Genomic DNA, 22,202 nt, shown 5'->3' with positions numbered 1-22,202 from the left:
TCTCAGGTGTGAGTGGCGGTGGATGATGGCAAAAACTCGATCGAATGCTGCCTTTTATCGCCGCCGGAACGCCACAATCTCATGAGAGGCGCTCGAGGAGTCTGGCGAACGTACCTCGAATTCGCCGACAAAACGCCATCGAACTCACTCCGTTCGAGCTGAGTCGCGTTCCACGACGGGGGGCTCTCCGAACCCCCCAGGGACAATAGCTCACTCCCCTGAAACATTCACAAGAGCCTTGATCGCCCCTGTTTCCGGCTTCGTGAATGCTTCGAACGAGTGCGTGAACTCCGCGTAATCAATCCGATGTGTGATCCAGGGAGCAGTGTCAATCGTTCCTTCTTCGATCAGGCGAATGATTCGGGTAAAATCGCTGGGCATCGCATTGCGTGACCCAAGAATCGAAACCTCGGGCTTATGCAGTTGTGGATGCAGAAAACTCACTTCCGCTGTGGTGATGCCGACATAGACCAACCGGCCGGTCTGGGAGACATACCGTAAAGCCCCCGACATTGATCGATTACTCCCCGTGGCATCGGTCACCACCAGATAGCGATCCCCATTCGTAATGGTATTCATCTGCTCGATCTCAGAGCCGTCCCCGCGATACTGAATCGTGTGCTCAATTCCGTAAGTTTCACGACAGAATTTCAATCGCTCTGCGTTCATGTCCATGACCGTCACTGTCGTTCCGGTCAAACGAGTGAACTCTAAAACGGAGAGGCCAATCGGTCCTGCCCCGATGATCAACGTGTGTGTCCCCTTCTCGGGAGCGCCGCGGTCGGTGGCATGGCATCCAATAGCCAGCGTTTCAACGAGGGCCAGTTGATCGTAATTCAGCTTCTTCGAAGCGTGCAGCTTGTCAGCCCGAATGTGAAACTCTTCGCAAAGCCCGCCATCGATCATCACGCCAATCACGTTGAGTTTTGCACAGCAGTTCCCCTGCCCGCGGCGACAAGCAAAGCAGTCCCCGCAGTTCATGTATGGCTCAACGCTGCAGCGATCACCAACAGAGACATTGGAAACGCCTTCCCCGACAGCCAGGACCTCAACTCCCAGTTCATGTCCGGGAATGCGAGGGTATGCAAAAAAAGGCATCTTCCCCAGATAGCCGCTAATATCCGTTCCGCAGATCCCCATTCGATGAGTTCGAACGAGTGCATGCCCTGCGAGTGGCGCTCCGGGATGAGGAACTTCAATTTCAACAAATCGCTTTGGTTCCTCGAGTCGAATCGCCCTCATCGTGACAGTTCCTTCATTAATATCTGCGCCGAGTCACAACAAACAATCAACGTACCTTGATTACTGACCTGTATCTGGGATCGTAGAAAGATCGGGAGCCACTCGGAAGCCTGCCTCACCCTGCTCCCATCAAGAAAAATTGATCACACCTGCACTTTGAGCAGACTCGAATTGATCGCTTCGCCTTCACCCAAAGTTCCGCAGCTATGCCTGACCACTCCCCGCTGTCACGTGAACAGATTCGATCAGTCGACCAGATCGCGATCCGGGAATTCGGCATCCCCGGCCTCCTTTTAATGGAGAACGCCGGAAGAGGCTGCTCCGATCTTCTCCTTCAAAAAGGAGCCGATCTGCAATCACCGGTCGTAATCTGCTGCGGCAAAGGGAACAATGGTGGCGATGGATTCGTGATGGCCAGACATCTGGACGAGAGCCTGTATCGCGTCGTCGTTCTTGTGTTCACGCCTCCAGAAAGCCTGAGTGGCGATGCACTCTTCAACTACGAACTCCTCAGGAGGACGAACATCCCAGTCCATCACATCGAGCTTCCGAAAGATCTCGGCAGCATGCGAGAACAGTTCGCGCAAGCAGAGTGGATTGTGGATGCCCTGCTGGGAACTGGTAGCCGAGGAGCCCCTCGCGAACCTTACGATTTCGTGATCGACGAAATCAATAAATCCGGCAAACGGGTCTTCTCCGTCGACCTCCCTTCTGGACTCGATTGCGACTCGCAGGACTCCCCCGCAAAGGCTATCCGAGCGACCGTCACCGCGACACTTGTCGCCCCCAAACCTGCTTTCCACTCAAATGTTGTCAAACCGTATCTTGGCGACCTATATACACTTAGAATCGGAATCCCCCGAATCGTCCTTTCCCGGACCGGGAAAATCCCCTTCAATTCCGAAAAAGACGAGAGAAAATAACCCGAGACGAGGCACTGATCGGCAACGATCAGACCATGAAAGCGTTCAACTGATTCCGGTTTTCCACCAATAATTTCTGGAGAAAACCCGGTGACGAACGCAAATTGTTATCACTCCAGTTCTTAACGCCCTGTCTCGAAGTTTCTGATCGCAATTGCAATGTTGAGATGAGATCACAGGCGCGTTCGGAAGTTGATTTATAGAGAGGCCAATAATGAGTATGAAAAACGCAAGCTGGATTTTGGCAGCTGTGGGAGGGATCTGCCTGGGAGTCGCAGGTTCCGGTTGGTCTGAAATCAAACCTGCAGTACAGCCACTCACTCTGACACCAATTGCAAGCCCTTCGGACTTGTCGATTGCTTTCAGGGAGGTCTCAAAACTAGTCCTCCCTTCCGTCGTTTCAATTCGAACGGAAACGAAAGGGCGAGATGTTGAGATCACAGATTCACGGGGTCAGCCGCTCAACGACATGCAGGAGCAGATGCTCAGAGAACTGTTCAGGCAGGATCCGCGATTCGAACAGCAGTTCCCGCGTGGTGGATCTTCGCGAAGAGCACCTCGTCAACAAGGAGCCGGTTCTGGATTTATCGTTGATTCCTCTGGCATCATCCTGACAAATAGCCATGTCGTCGAAGGTGCTGACCGAGTGATCGTCAAACTCGAAGATGGAAGTGAGGTCGTTGCCGACTCCTGGAACTTCGACCCTCGTACAGATATCGCGATTATTCGAGTCACCACAGATGAACCACTTCCCGCAGTCACTCTGGGGGACAGCGATCAAATGCAGGTTGGAGACTGGGTTTTGGCACTTGGTAATCCGTTCAACGTGGGAACGACTGTCACGTCCGGGATTATTAGTGCGACTGGTCGCGGGCCCGGAATTAACGAGCGTGAGCAATACCTGCAGACCGACGCTGCCATCAATCCTGGTAACAGCGGCGGACCACTCGTCAATCTGCATGGTCAGGTGATCGGAATCAACACTGCCATCTCGAGCCGCAGTGGGGGTTACGACGGCATTGGATTCTCAATTCCATCGAAGTACGTCAGCTGGGTGGCGAATCAGTTGATCGCGGACGGAGAAGTGAAGCGGTCTTACCTCGGCGTTCAGCTACAGGAAATGACCGCGGACATCCGCAAGCAGCTGAAAGTTCCAACTGGAACAGGAGCACTCATCGTTGATGTGGGAGCTGATACACCAGCAGCGCGAGCAGAACTTCAGGCGGGAGACGTGATCGTTGGATTCGACAATCGTCCCATCAAAGACCGAGATGTCCTCGTTGACGAAGTGGAGAGATCTGCTCCGAACAAGAATTACGACTTGAAGGTCATTCGGGACGGCAAAGAGACGACGCTCAGCGTCAAACTCGAAGAAATGCCAAACGACTACACAGCCGCATTGCGTCGAGCCCGCGTTAATGACAACACTGCCCAGCAGCCGAAAAAGGACCGTCAGGAGGTTTCCAAACTCGGCCTGACAATCGCGGAGCTGGACGACAAACTCGCTGGCCAACTCGACATTGCGAAAGGGACCAAGGGAGTCGTCGTTCAGGAAGTGAAAGCAGGGAGCGTTGCTGAAGAAGGGGGGCTTCAACCGGGCGACCTGATCCAACGGGTCGGCACAACGGAAGTGAATTCCATTCAGGAATTTGGAACGGCTGTGAGCGAAGCAGATCTTTCCACTGGAATTCTTCTGCACATTCGACGAGGCAACGCGTCCTCGTTCGTCGTACTCAAACCTCAGGACTAATCGAGGATATTGATACGCTTCTGAAAAGAGCCTGAAGGAAACTTCGGGCTCTTTTCATTTGCTCAACACCGCATTATCGCGGCCAAATTCCCTGCGAGAGTTGTTCGACAGCAGATTCCTCATCCGCGACCGGCAATGGAAATCCATTCGGCCCTACCGGTACAGTCCCGTCCCGCTCGATCAGAAACAATCCCGTTCGGACTTGTTGACTCGCACCATCGTAAAGGCCGTAAAGCCGATGCACTGGCAACTTCGCGGGAATGGAAAGATCGATGTCGGTCAGTAACGGAAATGGAAACGGAATGCCGAGCGTTTTCTCCGCTTCCTGATTCTCATGTGGATTCGCATCGCTGATCGCAACAATCTCGATTCCTGCACGTCTCAGAGGCTCTTCACCCTGCAGCAACGACAAAACTCGAGGATCATTTGCAGCGCCGATTCTGGAGTCAAAGAAGAGCAATGCGACCCGCTGCCGGCCGAGAAATCGCTCGAATTTGACGAGATGTCGTCGATGGTCGGTGACTTGAAACCGAGGCGCAAGTTGACGAGGCGCCGCTCTCGCTGGAGCGGCTGTTTCACTCCAGTGGCGCAGTTGTCGTTCGCGCAGCATCACAAGCAGCAGGATGACGCCCCCCGCGACGATCAAAAGTGTGAACCGAATCGATTTCATCATCGGAGAATACCAACTTCCCGTCGGTTTTCGAAACGGCTCCACCTCGAGCTAATACGAGTCCCATCGCTTCAGCAATGTCAATTTCCGCTCTGCAAATTCATCCACATCTGCTGTTTTGACTTGACTCGAACCCCGCCCGTGTGTATCACTCTAGTAATACACACGGACACACCAATGACGATCAGCCCTCAACAATTTGAAATTCATCCAACCTCGGGGGTGCCCATCTACCGACAGGTCATCGATCAAGTACAGGCACTCGCCGCTGGGGGTCAACTTGAAGCGGGTGACATGCTTCCCAGCGTGAGGCAGATGGCGAGCGTGCTGAGTGTCAATCCGATGACCATCTCGAAAGCTTACGCGAGGATGGAAGCAGACGGGATCGTTGAACGCGTTCGCGGAAAAGGAATGGCCATCAGCGAACTCAAAGTGCAAGGAAACCTGCATCAACGGCAAAAAGAACTCTCAAGTGCGATGCAGATGGCCATTGTTCGCGGACGCCAGTTGAAACTGACTGATCAAGACATTCTAAACGTCGTCGAGAAACTTCTTAAGGAAATCTCACAATGAATTCTCCAGTGATCTCCTGCCAAAATCTCTCGAAGCAGTTTCAACAAGAGGTCGCACTGAAGGGCATCACGATGCAGATTGAACCGGGGCACGTCGTCGGTCTCATCGGAACCAACGGCAGCGGCAAATCCACCTTATTGCGGTGCCTGCTTGGACTCCTGCGTCCCACGTCGGGCAACTGCGAGGTTTTTGGAGAAACTTCATGGACCCTCAGCGACAAGTCCAAGGCAAGACTCGGCTATGTCTCTCAGGACTTCTCCCTTCTTCCGTGGATGAAGGTCCATGCATTGTGCCATTACACAGGGTGCTTTTACGAGACGTGGGATCACGCTTACGTCGAAACACTTCTGCGAGACTGGGATCTCCCGCGTGAGAAGAGGGTTTCAACACTGTCGATCGGGCAACGGCAGAAGCTGGCGGTCATTCTCGCGATGGGACACCGGCCTGAGTTGTTAATCCTCGATGAACCTGTCGCCAGTCTCGATCCGATTGCTCGAAGACAGTTTCTCCAATCTCTCATCGATCTTTCCATCGATGAACGTCACACCACGCTCTTCTCGACTCATATCACTTCCGACCTCGAACGTGTCGCCAGTCACGTCGCGTTTCTAGAGGCGGGAAAACTGAAGTTTTATGGAGAGCTCGATTCCCTAAAGGAAAATTGCAAACGACTTCGCATCCATTCGGCAAGCCAATTGCCACCGCACCTCAACATTAAAGGAACGATCCGTAGCGAGGTTTCAGAGCAGCACGCAACCGTGACAGTCTCCGAGATTGATGAAGAAACCGTTCCAACAATCGAACAGCAATGGAACGCAAGAGTTTCGATTGAAGATCTGAACCTGGAAGAGATCTTTCTCGAACTGAGTGGAGTCTCAGCGACTCAAGAACCGGTGAAAGTAGGTGCGAGATGAGCGGCCAAATTTCTCAGATCTTCCGAACCTACTGGACTCGCTCCGCAACTCGGATTCTGTCAGCTCTCTGGATAATTTTTCTAGCTGGATTGGTTTACTACTCGACGGTTCGAACAACCTCATTCGAAATTGCTCCGAAGCTGCACACTCCCAATTCAACTCTGAGCATTGCGGACCGATCACACACGACATCGAATAATAAGGCAAAACCTGAGGATGTCCAAAGTCTGTGGGTGACCATCGGTGGCGAATTGAACGTTCCTGATCTGAGCCCGTTCACCAACACTAAAGCAATAACCTTTTCACTGCTTTCTCCTGAAAAGGGCCAGGAACTCCTCAATCAGATCAAACAGCTCACGCATCTCAGAACTCTTCACGTCCAAGGAGACTACCTCCCTTCCGGGTTACTCTCCTCACAGGGGAAACAGCTCCGTGAATTGGAAATACCGTCCGCAATTCTCCTGAAGCACCGAGATGAGTTGCAGAACCTTTCGCAACTCAGCCTGCTTCGTGTCGACAGAAGCGCGCCGATCAGCGACATCGTGGATGCTGTTAAAACGATTCCTCAGCTGAACACTCTCGTCATTTCAGACTCCTTCTGGAATCCGACGAGAAAAGAGGAACATCGTTTTCCAGTGATCGATCCCATTTCGACCTTGCTCACAAAATCGGCCTTACAACCGCTCGCCGAACTTCCACATCTGAATGCGATTTTTGCCAATTGGCCTTGGCAGTTAGAAGGCGATCGCCGGTTCCTCAGAGAGATCCACGCGTATCCCCTTTGGGCGCACAAAACCCTGGCAGATCTCCTGATACCCAGCCTGATGATGTCCGCAGCACTCACGTTTGGCATCTTTTTACAACTGAAGGCGCTCTTCCTGACACCTGCATCCTGGACAACTCCAGGGTTTCTCAGGCCTCAGATCATTGCTGTGAGCCTCCTTTTCGGAATCGCTTCACTGCTGCATTCGGGTGCTCTTCTCCTCAACGAATTTTCCCTGCTCCCTGCGCTGACACTCCCACTCGCGTTGCCGTCGGTGATTTCACTCTCGGCCTTGTGCTCAATGTCGAGCCGACGCTGGATCCGAAGTCTGGGGATACTGCTGTTCGTATCGATATCTTTTTGGTGGATTCCCATCGCGCTTTGGCGGTACCTGCCTCCTCAACTCGCGGGGAATTTCGTCTGGTTCCTGCAGGGGCACTTCCCTGTTTTCACAATCCTGATTCTCGCTTTCATGGTCGTCATCATCAGTCTTTTTCTCAGCCAGCTCATGAATCTAGCCCGGCGTCAAATGGAACTGAATCCCAGTTCTGTATTGTTTGTATCTTCACCTCAGAAACAATCTGCGTCGCAATGGCAACGAGTTGACAGGAGTCTCCAAGGGCAGGATTCCCGCATTCTTCAACTTGACTTTCATCGGGGAAATTTCTGGAAGCAGGTCCGTTTACAGAGACTCGAATGCTCCCAATACTCACTTCGGATCGTTGCGATTTTTGTGGTCACTTTCTTGACAGTCTTTTTGGCCGGTCACTCGCTCACAACTGGGGACTCCCTCCTCACTTGGCTAAGGTCGACTTCTGCCGTGATCAATATCACATCGCAACTTGTGAATGGGGTTCTTATTGTTCTTGGGATTCCCATCTTCCTATGGTTCAAAAGACGAAGCTCACTCGCGACTGATTTCTGTAGGCCTGCAAATCGAACCTCGTTTTGCAAACAACTCCTGGCGAGTCTTTTGATTGATCAAAGCTTCGCCCTCATTCCGGTTGGTCTTCTGGTGCTCTACGCCAGCTATGTCACACCAGAAACAAACTTCTACTCACCAGCTGTCGCTTATGCCGTCGTTGCCCTCGTGACAGCTCCGATCATCTTTGCAGCGGGTGCTGGCGTCTTCGCTTTCAAACACAATTGGCAATTCGGCCTGTCCGCGATTGTGATTGGTCTGTTCGCAGTTCTGTTTCTGGCGATAATGGTCACGATGATCAAGCACCCTGACTGGAACATTCCGACACTCCCCATCTGGTTTTATTCCACAGCATTTGCCGCTCTGGTCACTGGAATTTTGCTGAATCTGTGGATCTATAAAAAGTGTCTGGAGCGAGAATGGTGCTGAGATTCACTCATTGATGTGCTAGAATTGCACGGATCCAAACAGAGTTCGGATGGCTCCTCTTCCGTACGACCAAGCAATCTCCCCATCGAACGCCCCATGAAATCACTTGGAATCGTCCTGAGTTTTCTCAGCCATCCGCTTCGACGACGAAACATTCTCATTCTCTTTCGCCTGACCTTGGCATTCCTTGGACTGGTCGCTCTGTTTTCAGTTCTGTTTCACACCCTGATGATTTACGAGGGGCGGAATTTCAGCTGGCTGACAGGCGTCTACTGGGTGCTGACGGTGATGTCGACCCTCGGATTCGGGGACATCACGTTCCATTCTGACCTTGGACGGTTCTACACCATCGTCGTCCTGCTCACCGGGACGGTGTTTATGCTCGTCCTTCTGCCGTTCATGTTCATTCAGTTCTTCTATGTCCACTGGATCGAGGCGCAAGCGGCCGCCCGTGCCCCACGCAACCTCCCTTCAACGATCAACAACCACGTGATCCTGACCGGTCTGGGACCTGTCGAACAATCGCTGGTACGCGGACTCGTCCGCATGAAAATCCCCTACGTCATTATCATTCCAGACCTGAATGAGGCACTCCGACTCGTTGATGAAGGGTACCACGTCATGGTCGGTGAACTGGACGATCCCGATACATACTCCAGGGCAATGGTCAAGCAGGCAGCCATGGTCGTTGCCTTACAGAAAGACACAACAAATACCAACATTGTTTTTACAGTTCGCGAAATTTCCGAAACCGTCTTGATTGTCGCTTCCGCCTCCAGCCCTGCGGCAGTCGATGTTCTTGAACTCGCAGGCTGCAACGAAGTCCTTCAACTCGGGGAAATGCTCGGCCAATCACTCGCCCGTCACGCACTGGGTCGCGATGCAAAATCTCGCGTGGTCGGCCATTTTGGGGAATTGCTGGTCGCTGAGGCGATCATTGCTGGAACACCACTCGTAGGAAGAACTCTGCGCGACACGCGATTGACCGAACATGCCCGAGTCACCGTTGTCGGCATCTGGGATCGCGGCAAATTTCAGAATGCCTATGCAGACACGGTGTTGAGCTCAACGTCTGTTCTCGTTCTCGCTGGAACGCGGGAACAACTTCAGGAATACGATAGTCTGTTCTGTATCTATCAAGGTTCCGACGTCCCGGTGGTCATCATCGGAGCAGGTCGAGTTGGACGTGCTGCAGCCAAGTCGCTCGCTCAGCAGGAAGTCGATTTCCGTATTGTGGAGCGACTGAGCGCCCGGATTCGTGACCCGAAACGCTACATCGAAGGGGATGCTTCGGAACTGGAAGTCCTGCAACGTGCCGGGATCATGGAGTCCCCCTCACTGATCATTACAACGCACGATGATGACATGAACATCTATCTGGCCATTTATTGTCGTAAGTTACGACCGGATCTCCAGATTCTCGGAAGAGCGAATCAGGATCGCAACGTCTCGACGCTTCATCGTGCCGGGGTCGACTTCGTGATGTCGTACGCGTCGACCGGAGCAAATGTGATTATCAATTTGCTCCGTCGAGGAAAGATCCTCCTGCTGGCGGAAGGACTCGATCTGATCCGGATTCCCATTCCGACGGCACTGGTCGGCCGCTCACTCGCCGAGACCGACATTCGCCGAGTCACCGGATGCAACGTCGTCGCTGTTGTCAAAGACAATCAGTTTCAAGTAAACCCAAACCCGAATGAGCCTCTTCCCGAGGGCTGTGAGTTGATCATCATCGGCGATGCTGGTGCCGAAACCCGCTTCTTTGAAGCATGGACCAACAGTTAAGATGCTTGCGGAATGAAATCCTTTGCACGGACACAGAACTCTCAAAGTGGGCCAATGAACAAACTCCATCTCATCACTTCCACCCTGTTCATCTGGGGGATGTGTCAACCCGCACTGCACTCTGCTGAAATCGTTATCACCTCCCCGACCGACTATCAAGTTGTGCAACGTGATCGAACGAATACAGAAGTCTTGCAGATCACAGGAGAACTCCGGGACCTCCCTCATGACGTGACTATTGAGTGTCGATTGCAGGACACATCGAAGCAGGGAGACTGGGAGGCTCTTAGAATCGAGCGACAGGGAAACCTGGTCACAGCTCAACTCATCGCTCCGGCCGGAGGTTGGTATCAACTCCACGCTCGGGTTCGAAGTGAAGATCAGATTGTCGCTGAATGTATGGTGCCCCACGTGGGTGTCGGGGAAATCTTCGTCGTGGCGGGGCAGTCGAATTCCGCCAATCATGGAGAAGAACGATTGACCCCAGCCTCCGATCGAGTCGTCAGTTTCTCTGGAAACCAATGGCAAATCGCAGCGGACCCGCAACCGGGCGCATCTGGAAGCGATGGAAGTTTCATCCCAGCACTCGGCGATAAACTCCTGCAGGAATTCAACGTCCCGATCGGGTTTGTCGCCTGTGGAATTGGAGCGACCAGCGTTCGCGAGTGGCTGCCTGCCGGAACCACATTCCCGCACCCGCCGACGCTGCTTTCAAATGTTCGACGACTCGAAACTGAAGAATGGGAATCGCTTGGCGGCCCTTACAACATGTTCATCGCTCGCATGAAATCACTTGGTCAAAATGGATTTCGCGCAGTCCTTTGGCATCAGGGAGAAAGCGACGCCAATCAAAGTAACCCGCTGAACACACTCTCCGGCCCACTCTATCGGAAGTACCTCGAACAACTCATCGTCGATTCCCGAAAGGAAATCGGCTGGGAGGCACCGTGGATCGTTGCTCAAGTCAGCTATCACGTTCCTGGAGATGAATCCGATCCTGCAATTCGGGAAGCTCAAGCCTCTCTCTGGAAAGATCGAATCGCGATTGAAGGCCCCGATTCCGACCAACTCAAACGAGAGTTCCGTGACAATGGCGGGAACGGAGTTCACTTCTCAGCAGGGGGTTTGAAGAAGCTCGCCGACTGCTGGAAGGAAAAAATCACCCCTTGGCTGCACGGGCAACTGAAGTAAACCACAGGGAATTGTGAATGCATGAAATGCGAACGGACTGACAAATACGTCAGTCCGTTCGCATTTCATACCTGTTTTCTCAAGCGAGAACGGGGTGAACGACGTTGCCATGAACATCGGTTAACCGGAAGTTTCGCCCCGAGTACTGATAGGTCAATCTCTCATGATCGATCCCCATCAGGTGGAGGATCGTCGCATGCAGATCGTGAATATGCACCTTGTCCTGAACAGCTTTCATTCCGAAGTCGTCCGTCGCGCCATGCACGACTCCCCCCTTCACCCCGCCACCTGCCATCCACATGGAGAATCCAAACGGATTGTGGTCGCGGCCATCTCCCCCTTCCGAAGTCGGCGTTCGCCCAAACTCACCTCCCCAAATCACCAATGTTTCATCCAGCAATCCACGTTGCTTGAGATCTGTCAGCAGCTGAGCGATTGGACGGTCAACGTCCCGACACAAACTGGCATTGGCATTCGCATGATTACTATGCGTATCCCAGGGTTGTCCGTTTCCATGATATAGCTGAACAAACCGCACTCCACGTTCGCTCAACCGCCGCGCCAACAAGCAAGAGTTTCCGAACTCGGTTTCCCCATACGCTTCCCGAGTCGCTTTCGTTTCCCGAGTCACATCGAAGACATCGAGAGCCTCGAACTGCATCCGGAACGCCAGTTCCATCGATGAGATGCGAGTCTCAAGATCGGATGACTGCGTCCGGGACGAAAGATGATTTCGATTCAACGACGAAATCAACTCGAGTTGCTGCTTCTGAACATCGGCAGCGAGCTGAGAATTCTGCAGGTGAGGGATCATCTGCGACGCTTGCTTCTGCTGCAGATTGATATAGGTTCCCTGATATTTCCCGGGAAGAAACGCATTGCCCCACAACTTGGGGCCCACGACCGGATTTCCCGGACAGAGTGCCAGAAATCCGGGGAGATCTTCATTTTCCGAGCCCAGACCATAAGTCAGCCATGCCCCCAGACTGGGTCGCGTCGGGGTCAGAATCCCCAGGTTCATCATGCACAATGCGGGAGCATGGTTCGGGAAATCGGTGTGCATCGACCGAATCACTGCCATCTCGTCAGCGTGCTTCGACAACTCCGGGAAATGCTCAGAGAACGGGGTCCCCGATTCCCCTGCAGGAGCAAAATTCACATGTGAAGCGAGAATTCCCCCTGTCGCACGTTCCGTACGCAGATTCACTTCGTTAGGACGTTGACCTTCGTAGTTCACCAGATGTGGCTTCGGATCAAACGTATCGATCTGCGATGGGCCGCCTCCCATGAACAGATGAATCACCCGCTTGGCCTTCGCGGGAAAGTGCAATCCTCCAGAAACCTGCCGTGCTTCCGCCGCTTCTAATAGGCCAGCGAATGCGAGCATCCCGACCCCGCTACCAGTAGCCTGAAGTAACTCACGTCGAGTCATTCCTAAGTGATTCATCGATGTTTCGCCTTGATCGAGAACAGGGAAGCAAAATCAATTCACATCCGTATTCACATCTTTAATCGACATACAAGAATTCATTGCTACACAACATGGCGTGACAATAAAGTTGCCAGGGAGTCAACCCCCGTGCCCCTCCCTGCACCGTTCCGCTCATCAGTCCTTGCCGCTGATTTCCGGTTGCATCCTCAACCGCCCCGTTAGCCGATGGTCTGGAGAAAAGCGGCCAAAGGGCATGTGGATTGAGACTCAACGCACGCTTCAGTATTACCTCATGGTCTGGTTGCTGATGGACTTCCAAAATCCCTTCAACACTGATTTCCTGGGTGTTCAACTCGCGATCGAACAATGAAATCGTTCCGAACGATCCTTCAAATGGTGCGAAGAAGTCAGATCTCGCTCCAACGAAAAACTGGCCCGCTCCTCTGCCATAAACAGCGAGTAGTTCCCCCTGAATTTCCGGTTCCGGATTTCCATTCAAATATACTGTCGCCTGATTTCCCTGTCGCACCAGAGTCACGTAATTCCATTGATCCGGCACCAGCACTGTCTTCCCGACGAGTGAGGACTTCATTCGATTTCCATTGAACAGAAACAACCGTCCGGTACTTTCCGGATCGTGCGTTCCTCCAATTCCCAGATGATCACCATCGATCTCAGGATCATCCAGTTCAGCACGCGAAAACAAATACGTCGTAATCGGTCGGGCAGACAAAGGGAGTGTATTCTTAAACCAGATGCTGACAGAATATGCTTCCCCAATTTCCGGGATGACTGACGACATCCGTTGCCCAGCGAACTTCGGCAGTTCAAATTCCACCTGAAGTGGTGTTTTCAAATTCACTGAATTCAAAAATTGCACGCCGCTCTTCAACTCAGCCTCGGATGGGTCTCGCCCGAACACCCGTCGATGCAACTCCGTAATCTGGTCTTCAACCGAATCGTGTGTGATCTGGTTCGCGATTCGTTCTGCCTGTCCTGAGACGAATGGTGAATTCAGAAGGTAGAGTTGCTGCAACGGGGACGTGGTGAGCGACCGTTGTTCTGCGTGGATCGTCGGATCAGGAAAATCATAAATCTGCAGGTACAGACTTGGGCGGTCTCGGGAAACCTTTGCATATACCGATCGACGATCAAAAGTCGGGTCGTCGATATTTCCTGAAGGTCCACCAGCTTTGAGGTTGAGACTCTCACTGGCCTGTAACAAGGCATCATGAAGCGTCTCAGCATCATGCCGTCGCCGTTCAAATCGCCATTTCAGGCGATTCGCTGGATCTTTGAGTTCCCCGATTTCCGAAGAAGCCTTCGAACTCTGACGGTACGTCGCGGAGTGAACGATCTGTCGATGCAACCACTTCAGCGACCAGCCATTCTCCATGAAATCGGCTGCAAGTGTGTCTAACAATTCCGGATGACTGGGGAGAGCACCCATCGCCCCAAAGTTGCTGGGGGTCTCGACAATTCCTGTTCCAAAATAACGCTGCCAAACGCGATTCACGAAGACGCGAGCCGTTAATGGATTCTTTGCTGAGACAATCTCTTCAGCGAGTTCATACCGTCCACTTCCTTGCTGAAAGTGGCGTATTTCTCCGTCCGTGAGCACTTCCAGAAACCGTCGAGGAACGATTTCTCCTTTTGCGGTCACACTTCCCCGGATGAATACCGGAAGATCTCTCGGACTCTTCTCATAGAAAACAAACTTCTGCTGTGATTCCGATTCAGGCTCGAACCTCACCTGCACTTCTTTAATCGCATCGACAACCGGGAAATCGAAATGCGGTGTGGTTGTTTGAATCCGCTCAATCTCCCGTTGATGCTCAGCGATTGCTGTCGTGCTTGCAGCGACTTGCTCATCTCGCATCGATTCAGTGAATTCAGCTGTGATCGCCTGTGATTTCAAGCCGGCGATTTTTTCATCGAGCGTTTTAATTTCGCTGCGCAGGCGTTCGACTTCGTCTCTCGCTGGTTGAGAAGCGGCAACAAGATCCGCCGAAATCATGGGGCGAGTGGTCTGTTGAAGCGACGCAAAGACGCCGGCTAACGCGTAGTAATCCTTTGTCGTAACGGGATCATATTTATGGTCATGACAGCGTGCGCAGGCAACAGTCAGCCCCATCAGCCCCCGCGTCACCACATCGATGCGATCTTCCCATTCATCCGCATGAATCGAGTCCAGTGCATCAACAGAAAGGAGAAGCTCTTTGTGATATTGAGGGGAAAGTCCGAGCATCCCCAAGGCAGCCAGGTCTTCGGGAGTTGCATCGGGTTGAAAATCGGCTGCGAGCTGAAAGCGGATGAAGTCGTCATAAGGGAGATCGGCATTCACAGCAGCGATCACCCAGTCGCGATAGCGATAAGCATTTGCGTAAGGCCCGTTGTGAGGCCCCATATTAACGTTGTCCTCAGCGTACCGAACGACGTCCAGCCAATGACGCCCCCAACGTTCACCGTAATGCGGCGATGCCAGTAATCGCTCGACCAGTCGATGATAGGCATCAGCGTCCTGATCATTAACGAATTCTTCAACCTCCGAAAATGTCGGTGACAGACCGGTCAGATCAAAATAGACTCGACGAATGAGCGTTCGTTTGTCTGCAACCTCCGAAGGATCTAGCCCCGCGTCTTGAAGTTTCTGAAGGATAAACCAATCGAGTTTTACTCGCGGCCAATCTGTCTCACCGACATCGGGCGCAGGCTTTGCGACAGGAACCTGTAACGACCACAACGCTTCTTTTGCTTCACTGAGAGTCGCTGGCTTCCGGATTTGCGGAGGCTCATCAGTGCGAGGGTCAGGAGCCCCGAGCTGAATCCACTTTTCAAAGTGCTCAATCACATCATCAGGAAGCTTTCCCTTCGGCGGCATTTCATAACTGCTGCCATCATAACGGAGCGTCGATAGAATTAGACTCTCCCCCGGTTGCCCGGGAACGATCGCTGGCCCGGAATCCCCTCCTTGAAGCAACCCGGTTCGCGAATCAAGACGTAATCCCGCATAGAGCGACTTGGCTTCAGCCGAGTGACACTCGTAGCAATGCTCGATCAGCGCAGGTCGAATTTTCGTTTCAAAAAGTCGCAAACCTTCTGCGTCAAACACCTCCGCCGAAACATTCTGCGGTAATGCAAACAATAAGGAGATGACAGCGAATCTGAAGAGCCAACCCAGGTTCATCAATCTGCTCCATTGTTGACCAGATGCCTTCGACTTCCACCGAAGTTTCCTTCAATGGTATCAGACATTGTGTTCGCGGGGTGCGTATGACATTCCGTCACGTGATACGCATCGTTTGCCAGGTAGGACTGAGGGTTTTGATACTTCAAGTTCTCAACCATCAGCAGGAGGAAATCGATTCTAGGGAGAATCACACGAGGTGTCGACGAAGCAGATCGACAGGAACCGAAGCTGAGGCCAATCCATCCAACTCGGTGAAGCTGATCTCCTCACCTTTACCTACCGGCGGCCAGATCCGGCGCTGATCTGCGGTCACCCATGAAGGTCGCCGATTGATGCGGTTAAGAACGTTTTCCGTAAAATGAAAACACGCCGTTGGAATTTAATCCGCACGGCGTGACGATCGAAGATTGTGAGCGAGCAAATCGCGGAGCCGATCAGTCCGTGATCTCGATTGCGAAAGGAGGATTCTCCCCACTCTCGATCTTCACAGACAACCCGGAGTTGACAGGGCTGTTAAAGCGGATCGGAATTAATGACTTTGGCTCTTTCATCTTCATGTGTGCCGCCATCATCGCAGGGCCCATGTCTGCTCCTGATGCTTCGACCTTCGGGGCTTCGACAGCCTCAAACTTACTGACAGTCACTTTGTAGTCTCCGGGAATCACTCCCTCAGGGGCATGGTTTGGCCCCATGTAACATTTGACAAGAAAATTACCTTCAGCATCGGTGATGCCACTGGCCGATTTCCCTTGGGGATCGGTCGGAATCAGAGTCACAGTTGCTCCCTCGAGAGCTTTTCCGCGATGCTTCACAGTTCCCTTCAATGGATAGGTTTTGGGATACGATGTCCCCCAACATCCACTTCCTGCGATGATGATCATCGCCAAAGAATTCAGCATAAAAAGTCGAATGAATGATCTCATAAAACTGGCCTGTAAAAAGAAAAGATGAGTGGCACCCGGAATCGGGCGTCACTCATCCGGTGGGTTTCGCTTAGATAAAAAGACTTGCCGCCATAGCTGACCGAGGACATGACGCGGGTGGCAAGAAACAGTGAACGTTCAATTTCTTGCCGCAGAATCGCCATGCCCTCCGAGGTCGCATACTAAAAACTCCCAATCACTCCGCCATCCCAACGATCCCCTAAACGGGCGTAAGTCAGCTTATCGATATTCTCTGACAGGAAATGCACAGATCCATCAGTGAATACAAAATTGCACCCCCCGACATGCTTCGACTTGAATCCGAAGATCGTATTCCAGGTGGTATTCCCATGATTCGCACATGGGTTTGAACCTGTTGCCGGCGTATCCGGACAAGTTGGATAATTGATCGGTGCAGTCGTCGCATACCAAAGCGACTCAGGCCAGGACCATCCCCACGAACCATAAGTGTTACACGCCATTCGGACTTCTCCCATCATAATGGTGTTTGAAGTTCCGTCGGTGACATGCTTCATCCCAGCAGACCATCCCGAGAAGTATCCACGCCCGAACACACCCGAAATCTGTGATGCGCGGCCATAGTCTGCACGAACGTTTCCACGGTTAAACGGATCTTCCCCATCATTGTTTGTATCCAGCCCGAGTCCTGCGGGATACATCCCGGCATGAACACCGAGATCACAAACGTTTCCATTCGACTCCATATCCTGCGCTCCCATGCTGGGAGCGTAGCTTGAAGGAGCCGCGTTCGTTCCTGGCATCGGCATATTCGCAAATGGCTCAGATGGACATTGCAGGCCTGGCAACATGTAGTCACCAACACGCTTCCCTTGCACCACATACAGAACGATGTTTTTCGAATTGAAATCAATTCCGTTATAGAGAGTCTGTTGATCAAAATATGGCAACAACCCAGTAAAGACTGACAGGTTGTTCCCCCCTGCCCCAGCATCAAACCAGTTAATCGGAAACTGATTGAAATTGTCGTGATAGTTGTGGCAGGCGAGTCCAAGTTGCTTCAAGTTATTTCGACACTGCGTTCTTCTGGCGGCCTCTCTGGCCTGCTGAACAGCAGGAAGCAACAGGGCAATGAGCACGGCAATAATTGCGATGACCACTAGCAATTCAATGAGAGTAAAACCGCGACGTTTTAGAGAAAGATTTTTCATTCTGCCTCCTCGTTTGTACGCATTTACAACCAACAAATCCGAGAACTAAAGGAGCACGAAAACCTCAAACATCAGACCATGTTAATCACAACGCTACAACATCACAACAGCAAGCACTGATGCAACCGTCGTCGTAAATTCAAGAGGGCTTATAAGAGAACTCTTCGCAAACTGTTTCCGTAGGGATTTTCGAGCATTCCCTATTGCGATCCATCGCACAGCGAGCGATTGGAGAAGGCTCCAGAAGTTTCCCCTCAACGAGGAGGCTCAGTTGGCGGAAATCACTCGCGAGTACCAATAAAACAAGCCCTACAACGCGAGGTTGCAGGGCTTGATCTTCGATCAGGTTTGCGTGCTTACGGCAATGCTACGCAGCGGTACGATTACCGCTTGTCATCGCTTCGACAGAGATTATTTCCTGGACCATACCGAAATAATCTTGAGCCCCAGATGAATTCGGCGCGTACTCGAAGATCGATTGGCCATGGCTCGGTGCTTCTGCCAGCTTGATGTTTCGGCGAATTCTGGATTGAAAGACTTTGGCACTCGACCAAGGTGCTTGCGGATCGCTGTTGTTCAGAAACATCATCAAGTCGTCGGTCACATCGCCGGCCAGTCTTGTTCCCGTTTCGTACAGGCACAACATGATTCCGGTGACTCGCAAGCCTCGGTTTAGCCGACGACTCACAAGCGCAGTCGTTTCAAAGAGCTTCGAAAGACCTTGCAACGCAAAGAAGTGTGGCTGCAACGGAATGAACACTTCGTTGGCGCAGGACAATGAATTGATCGTCAGGACACCCAAAGAGGGTGGACAGTCCATGATGATGTAATCGAAACGCTCGCTGGCATTCGTGGCCTGCAGTGAATTCCGCAGAATGAATTCGCGTCCAGGAGCATCAACAAGCTCCAGTTCAGTCGCTGCCAGATCCAATTCAGCGGGTGCAAGCCACAAATTCGGACTCACCATCTGGGTGATTTCGTCGAATGACTTCGCACCGGCGAAAACCTGATATACGGAATTGACCCCACTCGAGACTTCAACGCCCAGATGCAGCGATGCGTGCGCCTGCGGGTCGAGATCGATCAGGCAGACACGTCGTCCTTGTCTGGCAAGTCCGGCCGCCAGATTGACGCTGGAGGTGGTCTTTCCGACTCCTCCCTTTTGATTCATTACGGCGATTGTCCGCATCCTGCAACCTCGACGTAGCTTCTTGAACTGGCGAGTTTTTCCAACTCGCATAGTGATGGCAATATTCAACGATTCCTTCGCACTTCCGACGACCGATACCAGGACCGAACACGGATTCGCACCGAAGTGATTCAGCTTGTTACACTCTTTGTTGTTGAGACCGGTTCAAATCTACGAATTCGTATTTAGAATTCGCATCGCGATGACCTGACAAATGCCCCGGCCAAGTAGTCTCCATGCCGAAAAGAACTTCGGCGCGGAGTATAATTTCGCCTGAATTGGGAAGATAGATGAGTTCCTTTCCAGACGCCCAAATCCGGGACCTCGTAGTAGAACTTCGCCAGAAGATCTTACACCACAACCGCTTGTACTATGTGGAAGATCGAACAGAAATTGCCGATTTCGAGTTCGACAATCTCGTCAAGGAGCTGGAACGACTCGAAAAGGAGTACCCGGAGCTCGATTCCCCCGATAGCCCAACCCACAAAGTGGGAGGGGCACCGATCGATTCGTTCAAATCAATCGATCATCGGATCCCTATGCTTTCCATCGACAATGTTTATTCCGAGGAAGAGCTGCATGAATTCGACGGTCGTATCCAGAAACTCCTCGGCCAGAAATCTGTGGAATACTCCGTTGAATTCAAAATCGACGGGGTCGCTCTCGCTCTTATTTATGAACACGGAAAACTGACACAGGCCGTCACCCGAGGAGATGGTCGCCGCGGTGATGACGTCACCAGCAATGCCCGCACGCTGCGCGGGGTGCCGCTCCTCCTTGACATGGAACATCCACCTGCTCGCATCGAAGTGCGTGGTGAAGCGTACATTGCCAATTCCGATTTCGCCCGACTTAGAGCCGAGCAAGTTGAGCGAGGCGAAGAACCCTACGCCAATCCACGCAACACGACAGCGGGTGCAATGAAGTTACTCGATCCAAAACTGTGCGCTGCGAGGAAAGTCCGATTTCTCGCTCACGGGGTAGGCGATCAGGAAGGACTTCAGGCTGCAAACCATTCCGAACTCCTGCACTGGCTGCGGGAAGCGGGTCTGCCAACAACGCGAGGCGCAAAAACCAGTCGTGGCATCGGTGAGACGGTAACACTGTGTCAGCAGATGATGGACTCGCTGCATGAGCTGGATTTTGAAGTCGATGGCCTCGTCATCAAAGTCAATTCGTTCAGTGAACGGGCCGAGCTCGGTTACACGACCAAAAGCCCTCGCTGGGCAATTGCGTACAAATGGGAGAAGTATGAAGCGGTCACACGGGTGAATCACATTGAAGTCTGCGTCGGAAAAACGGGTGTACTCACTCCACTCGCACATCTTGATCCTGTGCTCATTGCCGGATCGACGATTTCAAGAGCCAGCCTGCATAATCGTGATGAAATTGAACGACTCGGGATCAAAGTCGGAGACTGGATCGTCGTCGAAAAGGCGGGCAAGGTGATCCCCCATGTTGTTCGTGTCGAAGAACACCGACGCGATGGAACAGAACAGGAATTTCCGTTCCCGACCCGCTGTCCAGACTGCCAGTCTGAAGTCCGACAGGATGAAGGGGGCGTTTACATTCGCTGCCTTAACCCGGCATGCCCGGCGCAGCTACGAGAATCCCTCCGCTATTTCGCATCTCGACAAGCAATGGAGATCGACGGAATGGGAATTAAAATCATCGAGCAGCTTCTGGAAAATCAACTCCTCACCAGTTTTGCAGATATCTACCGTCTGAAAGACAAACGATCTCAACTGCTGGCACTCGACCGTATGGGGGTGAAGTCAGTTGACCACTTGCTCGATGGGATCGAAGCGAGCAAATCACAACCGCTCTGGCGATTGCTGACAGCTCTCAACATTCGCCACGTGGGAACGACCGTTTCCCGATCACTTGCGGAGACTTTCGGAACACTCGACAACATCCGGCAGCAATCCGCCGAACAGCTCAGCGAAGTGCAGGACATCGGAGCGGTCATTGCCCATTCGATCGCAAACTTTTTCCATTCCGAAGCAGGCAATAAAATCATTGAAGAGCTACGGGAATGCGGTCTGAACTTTGGAACTCCGCTTTCAGAACGTCCACCCGCGGTTCCGGCAGCGGATCAACCGTACGCTGGTAAGACACTCGTAGTGACAGGAACAATGGTAAGATTCACACGAGATGAAATTCACGAGCTGATCTATGCAGCAGGTGGCAAACCTGGTTCAAGTGTTTCCAGCAAAACCGATTTCCTGATCGCAGGTGACAAAGCAGGAACCAAGGAAGAAAAGGCTAAGAAGCTGAACATCAAGATCATCACCGAGGACGAGTTCCTCGCCGAGATTGGAAAGCTGTAGACTCATCGAATGGAGTCCCCGAAACTCTTAGTGTGGACAACTCACTCAATGCCGATCCTCTTTCACTGTACCCATTGCGGACAAAAGATGAGCATCTCGACGCGTAAAGCGGGCGAGGATGTCACCTGCCCGCAGTGCGTTCGGAGAACGAAGGTTCCCAAATTGAATACAGGAGAGATCGTCACTGGCAATGACGAATCCCGCGAAGTCAGGGTGATCGAACAGGCAATCACGATTCCTCAATCGTCCGGACCAGTTAGTCAAGTGCCCCCATCCTCAGTCATTCGAGGTGATCACGAAGAGGAAGACGAAGAGGAAGACGAAGAGTATGTCCGCATCGGCAGGCGCGACGCCGTCCCGCGCCACGGACTCGACATGACTCCGATGGTTGATGTCGTCATGTTGCTGCTGATCTTTTTTATGATCACAGCGTCTTTTGTCACGCAGAAATCACTTCCTACAACAACTCCAGAGATGGATGAGACGGGGTCTGGATCAATCGCCAGTGCGGATGATATCGCCAGCGAGTCGATCATCGTTTCAATCGATGAAGACAACGTCGTCTCACTTGACGACCATCCGTTGCAAGGGACTGAAGAGCTTGCTTCCCTGCTCGCCACAAAAATGGTCACGGAGAAGAAATATGAACTTCTCATCGAAGTTCACCCTCTGGCAAAACACGGAACCGTTGTCGCGGTGACAGACGCTGGCATGACTGCCAGAATGCAACACATCCGACGAGTTTCCAAAGGTGACCAATAGTACCGACTTTGTTCATCAGAAGTT

At 52.3% G+C, this 22,202-nt stretch carries 16 protein-coding genes; 9 read left to right on the top strand and 7 right to left on the bottom strand.

All coding sequences use genetic code 11. From position 1 onward, the window contains the following. Positions 1-210: 210 nt before the first annotated feature. Positions 211-1,242, bottom strand: a complete 1,032-nt coding sequence (locus SH668x_RS07825) for a zinc-binding alcohol dehydrogenase family protein (RefSeq protein ID WP_437188135.1) — start codon at positions 1,240-1,242, stop codon at positions 211-213. 206 nt (positions 1,243-1,448) lie between these two features. On the opposite strand from SH668x_RS07825, the gene SH668x_RS07820 reads away from it, so the two are divergent. Both SH668x_RS07820 and SH668x_RS07815 read left to right on the top strand, forming a co-directional pair. Continuing rightward, positions 1,449-2,165 (top strand): NAD(P)H-hydrate epimerase, encoded by a 717-nt coding sequence (locus tag SH668x_RS07820; protein WP_437188134.1) that lies wholly within the window; start codon positions 1,449-1,451, stop codon positions 2,163-2,165. Between the two features lie 214 nt (positions 2,166-2,379). After that, positions 2,380-3,915 carry a Do family serine endopeptidase gene (locus tag SH668x_RS07815; protein WP_437188133.1) on the top strand — a complete coding sequence of 512 codons (1,536 nt, stop codon included), beginning with the start codon at positions 2,380-2,382 and terminating at the stop codon, positions 3,913-3,915. A 73-nt stretch (positions 3,916-3,988) separates the two neighbouring features. Here SH668x_RS07815 and SH668x_RS07810 read toward each other — a convergent pair whose 3' ends face one another. After that, positions 3,989-4,588, bottom strand: coding sequence for a hypothetical protein (locus tag SH668x_RS07810; protein ID WP_437188132.1), 600 nt, complete (start codon positions 4,586-4,588; stop codon positions 3,989-3,991). A gap of 174 nt (positions 4,589-4,762) precedes the next feature. Between SH668x_RS07810 and SH668x_RS07805 the strand changes: the two genes are divergently transcribed. The 5 genes from SH668x_RS07805 (at position 4,763) to SH668x_RS07785 (ending at position 11,162) form a co-directional block, all read left to right on the top strand. Further along, entirely contained in the window at positions 4,763-5,158 is a 396-nt protein-coding gene (locus SH668x_RS07805; protein ID WP_437188131.1) for a GntR family transcriptional regulator, read from the top strand. After that, entirely contained in the window at positions 5,155-6,072 is a 918-nt protein-coding gene (locus SH668x_RS07800; RefSeq protein ID WP_437188130.1) for an ABC transporter ATP-binding protein, read from the top strand. The genes SH668x_RS07805 and SH668x_RS07800 overlap by 4 nt, the downstream gene beginning before the upstream one ends. After that, a complete protein-coding gene (locus SH668x_RS07795) occupies positions 6,069-8,186 on the top strand; it encodes a hypothetical protein (RefSeq protein WP_437188129.1) in 2,118 nt (705 codons plus the stop codon). Before SH668x_RS07800 ends, SH668x_RS07795 begins: the two co-directional genes overlap by 4 nt. A gap of 96 nt (positions 8,187-8,282) precedes the next feature. Further along, positions 8,283-9,971, top strand: a complete 1,689-nt coding sequence (locus SH668x_RS07790; RefSeq protein ID WP_437188128.1) for a potassium channel family protein — start codon at positions 8,283-8,285, stop codon at positions 9,969-9,971. 54 nt (positions 9,972-10,025) lie between these two features. Then, positions 10,026-11,162 (top strand): sialate O-acetylesterase, encoded by a 1,137-nt coding sequence (locus SH668x_RS07785; RefSeq protein ID WP_437188127.1) that lies wholly within the window; start codon positions 10,026-10,028, stop codon positions 11,160-11,162. Between the two features lie 79 nt (positions 11,163-11,241). Here SH668x_RS07785 and SH668x_RS07780 read toward each other — a convergent pair whose 3' ends face one another. The 5 genes from SH668x_RS07780 to SH668x_RS07760 all read right to left on the bottom strand — a co-directional run bounded on the left by SH668x_RS07780 (position 11,242) and on the right by SH668x_RS07760 (position 19,086). Next, on the bottom strand, positions 11,242-12,609 hold the full coding sequence (locus SH668x_RS07780; RefSeq protein ID WP_437188126.1) for a DUF1501 domain-containing protein: 1,368 nt from the start codon (positions 12,607-12,609) through the stop codon (positions 11,242-11,244). A 61-nt stretch (positions 12,610-12,670) separates the two neighbouring features. Next, complete coding sequence (locus SH668x_RS07775) at positions 12,671-15,781, bottom strand: DUF1553 domain-containing protein (protein WP_437188125.1); 3,111 nt, start codon at positions 15,779-15,781, stop codon at positions 12,671-12,673. 437 nt (positions 15,782-16,218) lie between these two features. Continuing rightward, a complete protein-coding gene (locus tag SH668x_RS07770) occupies positions 16,219-16,683 on the bottom strand; it encodes a carboxypeptidase-like regulatory domain-containing protein (protein WP_437188124.1) in 465 nt (154 codons plus the stop codon). A 206-nt stretch (positions 16,684-16,889) separates the two neighbouring features. Beyond that, entirely contained in the window at positions 16,890-17,897 is a 1,008-nt protein-coding gene (locus tag SH668x_RS07765) for a DUF1559 family PulG-like putative transporter (protein ID WP_437188123.1), read from the bottom strand. Positions 17,898-18,264: 367 nt separating this feature from the next. Continuing rightward, positions 18,265-19,086 carry a ParA family protein gene (locus SH668x_RS07760; protein WP_437188122.1) on the bottom strand — a complete coding sequence of 274 codons (822 nt, stop codon included), beginning with the start codon at positions 19,084-19,086 and terminating at the stop codon, positions 18,265-18,267. Positions 19,087-19,376: 290 nt separating this feature from the next. On the opposite strand from SH668x_RS07760, the gene ligA reads away from it, so the two are divergent. Together ligA and SH668x_RS07750 are read left to right on the top strand one after the other, a co-directional pair. Continuing rightward, positions 19,377-21,416 (top strand): NAD-dependent DNA ligase LigA, encoded by a 2,040-nt coding sequence (gene ligA / locus SH668x_RS07755; RefSeq protein WP_437188121.1) that lies wholly within the window; start codon positions 19,377-19,379, stop codon positions 21,414-21,416. A gap of 87 nt (positions 21,417-21,503) precedes the next feature. Continuing rightward, positions 21,504-22,178 (top strand): ExbD/TolR family protein, encoded by a 675-nt coding sequence (locus SH668x_RS07750; protein ID WP_437188120.1) that lies wholly within the window; start codon positions 21,504-21,506, stop codon positions 22,176-22,178. Positions 22,179-22,202: the final 24 nt, after the last annotated feature.

It is taken from the genome of Planctomicrobium mucosum (assembly GCF_051466335.1).
In the GTDB taxonomy this organism is placed as follows: Bacteria; Planctomycetota; Planctomycetia; order Planctomycetales; family Planctomycetaceae; genus Planctomicrobium.
Note: the sequence above shows the minus strand (reverse complement) of the source record. Positions and strands in the feature narration are given on the sequence as shown.